This is a genomic window from Clostridium puniceum (genome assembly GCF_002006345.1).
GTDB lineage: Bacteria > Bacillota > Clostridia > Clostridiales > Clostridiaceae > Clostridium > Clostridium puniceum.
This window is the reverse complement of sequence record NZ_LZZM01000048.1, coordinates 1-5012: the sequence shown is the minus strand read 5'-3', so window position 1 is coordinate 5012 and position 5012 is coordinate 1. Positions and strand designations below refer to the sequence as shown.

At 29.2% G+C, this 5012-nt stretch carries 8 protein-coding genes and 1 pseudogene; 7 read left to right on the top strand and 2 right to left on the bottom strand.

Going from position 1 to position 5012, the window contains the following annotated elements; translation table 11 throughout:
* From CLPUN_RS04110 to CLPUN_RS04095, 6 genes are all read left to right on the top strand, one after another.
* On the top strand, window positions 1-121 hold a 121-nt coding region (locus CLPUN_RS04110; RefSeq protein ID WP_242954042.1), incomplete at its 5' end, for an ATP-binding protein.
* A gap of 94 nt (window positions 122-215) precedes the next feature.
* Window positions 216-413, top strand: coding sequence for a hypothetical protein (locus CLPUN_RS04105; protein ID WP_077846107.1), 198 nt, complete (start codon window positions 216-218; stop codon window positions 411-413).
* A gap of 113 nt (window positions 414-526) precedes the next feature.
* On the top strand, window positions 527-697 hold the full coding sequence (locus CLPUN_RS29345; RefSeq protein ID WP_341424048.1) for a hypothetical protein: 171 nt from the start codon (window positions 527-529) through the stop codon (window positions 695-697).
* Window positions 690-1295 carry a DUF4435 domain-containing protein gene (locus tag CLPUN_RS04100; RefSeq protein ID WP_077846106.1) on the top strand — a complete coding sequence of 202 codons (606 nt, stop codon included), beginning with the start codon at window positions 690-692 and terminating at the stop codon, window positions 1293-1295. Before CLPUN_RS29345 ends, CLPUN_RS04100 begins: the two co-directional genes overlap by 8 nt.
* 504 nt (window positions 1296-1799) lie before the next feature.
* Window positions 1800-1931 carry a hypothetical protein gene (locus CLPUN_RS29115; protein WP_278281600.1) on the top strand — a complete coding sequence of 44 codons (132 nt, stop codon included), beginning with the start codon at window positions 1800-1802 and terminating at the stop codon, window positions 1929-1931.
* 23 nt (window positions 1932-1954) lie between these two features.
* Window positions 1955-2374: a methyltransferase family protein gene (locus CLPUN_RS04095; RefSeq protein ID WP_077846105.1), complete on the top strand. Its 420-nt coding sequence runs from the start codon at window positions 1955-1957 to the stop codon at window positions 2372-2374.
* A 320-nt stretch (window positions 2375-2694) separates the two neighbouring features.
* Here CLPUN_RS04095 and CLPUN_RS29535 read toward each other — a convergent pair.
* Window positions 2695-2772: pseudogene (locus CLPUN_RS29535) on the bottom strand (DUF1540 domain-containing protein); the annotation flags it as partial.
* A 410-nt stretch (window positions 2773-3182) separates the two neighbouring features.
* Entirely contained in the window at window positions 3183-4031 is an 849-nt protein-coding gene (locus tag CLPUN_RS04085; RefSeq protein ID WP_077846104.1) for an SDR family oxidoreductase, read from the bottom strand.
* A gap of 289 nt (window positions 4032-4320) precedes the next feature.
* Here CLPUN_RS04085 and CLPUN_RS04080 point away from each other — a divergent pair, with 289 nt between their 5' ends.
* Window positions 4321-4698, top strand: coding sequence for a MerR family transcriptional regulator (locus CLPUN_RS04080; RefSeq protein ID WP_077846103.1), 378 nt, complete (start codon window positions 4321-4323; stop codon window positions 4696-4698).
* Window positions 4699-5012: the final 314 nt, after the last annotated feature.

The following is a 5012-nucleotide window of genomic DNA, read 5'->3' as shown; positions in this document are numbered from 1 at the left end:
TATATATGACGCTGTTATCGCTAATGCTATCTTAGATAGAGTTTTACATCATGCTCATGTTGTTACAATTAACGGAAAATCGTATAGACTGAAAGATCATTTTAAGCAAGAAGAAGATTAAAAAACTGCATTCTTAAATGATCGAAAAATTACATTTCTAGGTTGACATTTATACAAAGTTTTCACAACGGAGCCTAAAAACATTAAATCAAATTTTGGATGAAAAAGAATTCCCCCTAATTAAAGAAATAGGGAATCTGGATAGTAGCAGTGGAACTAAAAAAAGTTTTGTAGAACAAATCAAGAAAGAAATAAAAGAATTTGAGAAACATGAAAATAAGATCAGTGCTATAAAAGAATTTGAGGGTTATACTGGTAAAAAAATAGAATTATATGATAATGGAAAAAATTAGTAATCAATGCTTTTAAACATAAGCACTATTTTGAACAATTATCTCATGGAGAAAGACATCTGATAACATTATTTTCATTACTTAATTATATAGGTGAAAAGAAAAGTCTCATTTTGATAGATGAACCATGTATAGCATTAGATACAAGATGGCAGCAAAATTTATTAAGTACATTTAATAAGTTATGCAATAAGCCAATGCTTATAGCAACTCAAAGCCCGTATATGTCTATTGATTTTATGAATGATCAGGTTGAAATAGATGGAGGTCTAAAGCATGTCTAAAATGGTAAGTGTAATGGCTAAATTATCAGAATGTAAATTAAGGAAAACGGCATTTATATTACTTGAAGGTAAGACGGACCCTAAAATATATGAAAAAATAATAAATGAAAATATTACTAAGGATAAAAAAGCGTATTCATTAAGTAAATTTGATCAATTTGAGGATTGCAAAAGTGGCGGATGTACACAGATTATAAGTTGGATGGAAAAAAATTATGATAAGTTAAAAAATATAGAAAATATACTTTTAGCGTTTATTGATGGTGATGCATATGAGTATAAATTAAGATTAAAAGATAAACGTGGGAAAGATTATAGTAAACTAAAAAAATTTATACATAAGTTAAAATTATATTTAATTGAAAGCTATGCTTTTAATGAGAATTGTTTAAAAGAAGTATTAGGAAAATATTTAGATGCCACATCAAGTGAAATTGAAGAGTGTATACAAGAACCAATTTACAATTATATTATACATAAATCAAAAAAAATATGTATAGATTTAGCAATGATGTGTCTTCTAATACATAATGATATATCTATTAAAAACAAGTTTTCATATGGTTTATCCATGAATGATTATAGCTGTAATGATTAATTTATTTCAGATTTGAATAAATCTTTGATTAATTATCAAGATGATATATTAAAAATTAAAACTAAACTGAGAATACAGGATAGCTGGGATGTTGCAAAACAAATTACAAAAGGTAAACATATGATATATATAATTTGTTTTGTGCTAAAGGATATTTTAACTTGCTTGCAAAAGTATAAACTTTGTGAAGAGAGTTCAGCGGATATTATTAAGGAAATTTCGTGTACAAAGGAGAGTTATTGCAATAAAAAATAATGTACATATAAGATTTCTTCTGGTAATGGAACACCATTATTTAAAGGCAAAGAACCGATAAATTTTATTTATTCAGACATAATAGATCATTTTAATACTGAGGAAATTTATAATGAAATATCAATAAGATTGAATCAAGTAATTAGCTAAAGGATATTTCAATAATAAAAAAGCAATAGCGAGCAATCCATTATCGATTAGTAATTTTAAAACAATAATACTATAAATATAAAAACAGAGGTATATAAAATGAGATTATTAATTATATTTGCTTTTTATGGCAGTTATTATGTAAAGGTGTTTATACAAAGTAAAAGTGGTATAAAAACTGACCAAATGGCTAGTGGTAGTAAAACTATAAAACTTTTATTATTGAAATAGTTCTAAAATTAACAACATTTTTGATGGCAGGTATCCAATTTATTAGTATTATATTTATAAATAAATTGCTAATTTTTATAGAAAATGATTTGATAAGGTATATCCGGATTGCTATTTCTACATTAGGTATTTTTATATTTATTACCTCAATGGTAACAATGGATGACAGTTGGAGAGCAGGAATTGATGATAGCCAAAAGACTAAAATAGTTACGACTGGTATATATAAATATAGTAGAAATCCTGCATTTGTTGGGTTTGATCTATTCTATATTGGAACAGCACTTACATTCTCAAATGTATTTATTATAATAATTGCTTGTGCTTCAATCTTAATGTTTCATCTTCAAATATTAGAAGAGAAGAAATTCCTTCCTATTGCATTCGGAAAAGAGTATTTAGATTACAAGAAGAAAACAGGGAGATATTTTGGAACGAAGTAGTCGAATTATTAGTTTACTTACTGATAGGAAGGGTTGCCTTCTCCTTATTTTGTAACTCAATATAATTTATGTATTAACTTGTGCAATGAAAATATATCCATAACCATGAATTATTAACACTATTCATTAACATGACCAATAAAAAAGAAGGATCATATAAAATATAAGCCAACTTTGAAAAACATTCTTTGAGAGAAAATATGCAACGTACTATATATTATATTAAATATTTCCTAATAAATACCTAAGAGTAGTGAGTTATATTTATTGGTAATCATAAAGGCAGTAGCTAGAATAACTAAACTACTGCCTATTTCTTATTAGCCTAATACAAAAGATTCACAGTCAGTACATTCTTTGTCTTTAGGACTTGATTCATGAGTCCAAACCTTTATTTTACTTAATGTACAATAGTCATCTTCTTTACAATTATATTTACACGTTTTTACAGAACACCAATACTTCCATTATGTTTCATACCGATCACTCCTAAAAATTATTCTCTATAATATTGTTTGAGAAAACTAGATTTTTATGCGTTAAAGTTTATTTAAAAATGAGATGAAAAAAGAGCGATAGATGGGAAAACAATCCAACTACCGCTTTAGTATTTTTTAATATAAACATTAAAAAATGAATATTATATTAAGAAGCTTTCGATAAATTTTCAGGTCTTATATTATAAACGTCGTCACCAACTGACTGATATCAAGGCGACGGCATTCTTAACATTTACCTAGAACTCCATTCAAAGTTCACTTTGATTCCAGTTTTGAGATTGCTTATTCATTGATATCTGGCCATGACATTATTTGTTTTTTGTACTATTTCTCCATGCCGTATGTCCCATTAGTTCTTGCATTGTATGCAAGTATGTTTCTTCCGATGAAGACCACCTTAATTTAGCTAATTCTTCTGAATCTAGACCTGATGGATAGCGTAATCTATCAGACTTATCACAAGCAGCGTAATAAACTTGTTCAGCGACTTTATTGACATCAGAAAGCTCAACCGAAGAGGCAGTCATGGCCTGCATCAATGTATCAAAATAAGACTTGTATGAAGGCGGAATAGAAATTTCCTGTGTGGCGGTTGAGCTTGTCATGAAGTTCGTGGTTGGCATGAACCCTGGTTCTACAAGCTTAATAGAGATATTTTGTGATTCAAGCTCATACGACAGAGATTCTGACAGTCCTTCAACTGCATGTTTTGTTGCAGTATATACCGGTCGAAACGGTGGCGCCGCAAAACCTGCACTAGAACTGATATTAACAATAGTTCCGCCTCCTACTTTACGAAAATACGGAATAATTGCTTTGATGACGTTTATAACTCCGAAGACATTGGTTTCGAAATTGCTACGGATGACATCCATAGGTGTCGATTCAAATATAGAACCAAATCCACCTCCTGCATTGTTCACAACTGCATCTATCTGGCCAAAACTGACGATGCCTGCTGATATTGCCGCCCTAATGCTGTCTGGATTTGTAACGTCGAGTTGCGTTACGAAAATTCGTTCTGGATTCTCCGTTGTTATGCTCTTATCTGGCTCACGCATTGTTGCTACTACATTCCATCCCTCATTAGCGAATTTTTTTGCTGTAACATTGCCCAATCCTGTGGAACAGCCGGTGATTAAAACTGTTTTTGACATTGAAATTCCTCCTTTTTTGGTACTATTTCTTGGTACTATTCTAGTCTACAATGTTATAGTAACTCTAAGTCAAGATACTCTATGATATTTTTTGATGTTTTCTATATTTTTAAAATATGGTTTTAAAACATGATTGAATTCATTATCTGACCCTATTATTATATTTTTAGATATGTAATTTAATCTTGTACACTGTCATTAATCAGAATATTTATTGATTTCAAATAGGTAGAGTTATATAATATGCTTAGAGTAGCTCTAATAAAATCAAAAAGGGAGGTGATCTATTATGAAGTATACAATTAAAGAAGTTTCCGAGAAAACAGGCATATCTCCATATACACTGCGTTTTTATGAGAAAAAGGGTATACTGCCTAATATCGAACGAGATGTGCACGGGGTACGCATGTTTGATGATGATCATATAATTTGGATCGAAATGGTACAAGCATTGCGTTCAACAAATTTGCCTTTATTAGAAATTAAGCAATATTTGGAGCTTTATAATGAAGGGAACAAAACGTTACAACAAAGAAAAGTAATGCTAACACATCAAAAATTCGAAGTGGAGAAGCAAATATCATGCTTAATGAAGGCCTTAGAAAGAATAAACTACAAATTAGCATTAATTGATGTTCAAGAAAATAAATATGAAAAGATGCCATAAATGATAATTTGAAAGTAAGTTCTATTCAAAAAGAAAAGGCAGAGCTGAAGCTCCACCAGTCCATTTTGCAATTTTATTTTAACATATATAAGTTCTAATTAATAAAATTCATAGCTTGGCAAAACAGCTTTATATTATTCGATGAGTTTGCACAAAATAAATCTAGATTTATTTTGTGAGGTGATTTAAATGGTTATTATAAAAGATAATCAAAATGCAATATTAGAACTAGAATCAGCAATGAAAAAGACTAAAAATGTACGAATGTATAAACGATATTCTGTTGTTTTAAAGCACTTTCAAGGTTTTAAAAA

What these genes read in the sequence shown, in the direction of transcription:
- CLPUN_RS04100 (WP_077846106.1), top strand. Translation starts at nt 690, where the DNA reads ATGTCTAAAATGGTAAGTGTAATGGCTAAATTATCAGAATGTAAATTA.
- CLPUN_RS04085 (WP_077846104.1), bottom strand. Translation starts at nt 4,031, where the DNA reads ATGTCAAAAACAGTTTTAATCACCGGCTGTTCCACAGGATTGGGCAAT.
- CLPUN_RS04095 (WP_077846105.1), top strand. Translation starts at nt 1,955, where the DNA reads ATGGCAGGTATCCAATTTATTAGTATTATATTTATAAATAAATTGCTA.
- CLPUN_RS04080 (WP_077846103.1), top strand. Translation starts at nt 4,321, where the DNA reads ATGAAGTATACAATTAAAGAAGTTTCCGAGAAAACAGGCATATCTCCA.
- CLPUN_RS29115 (WP_278281600.1), top strand. Translation starts at nt 1,800, where the DNA reads ATGAGATTATTAATTATATTTGCTTTTTATGGCAGTTATTATGTAAAG.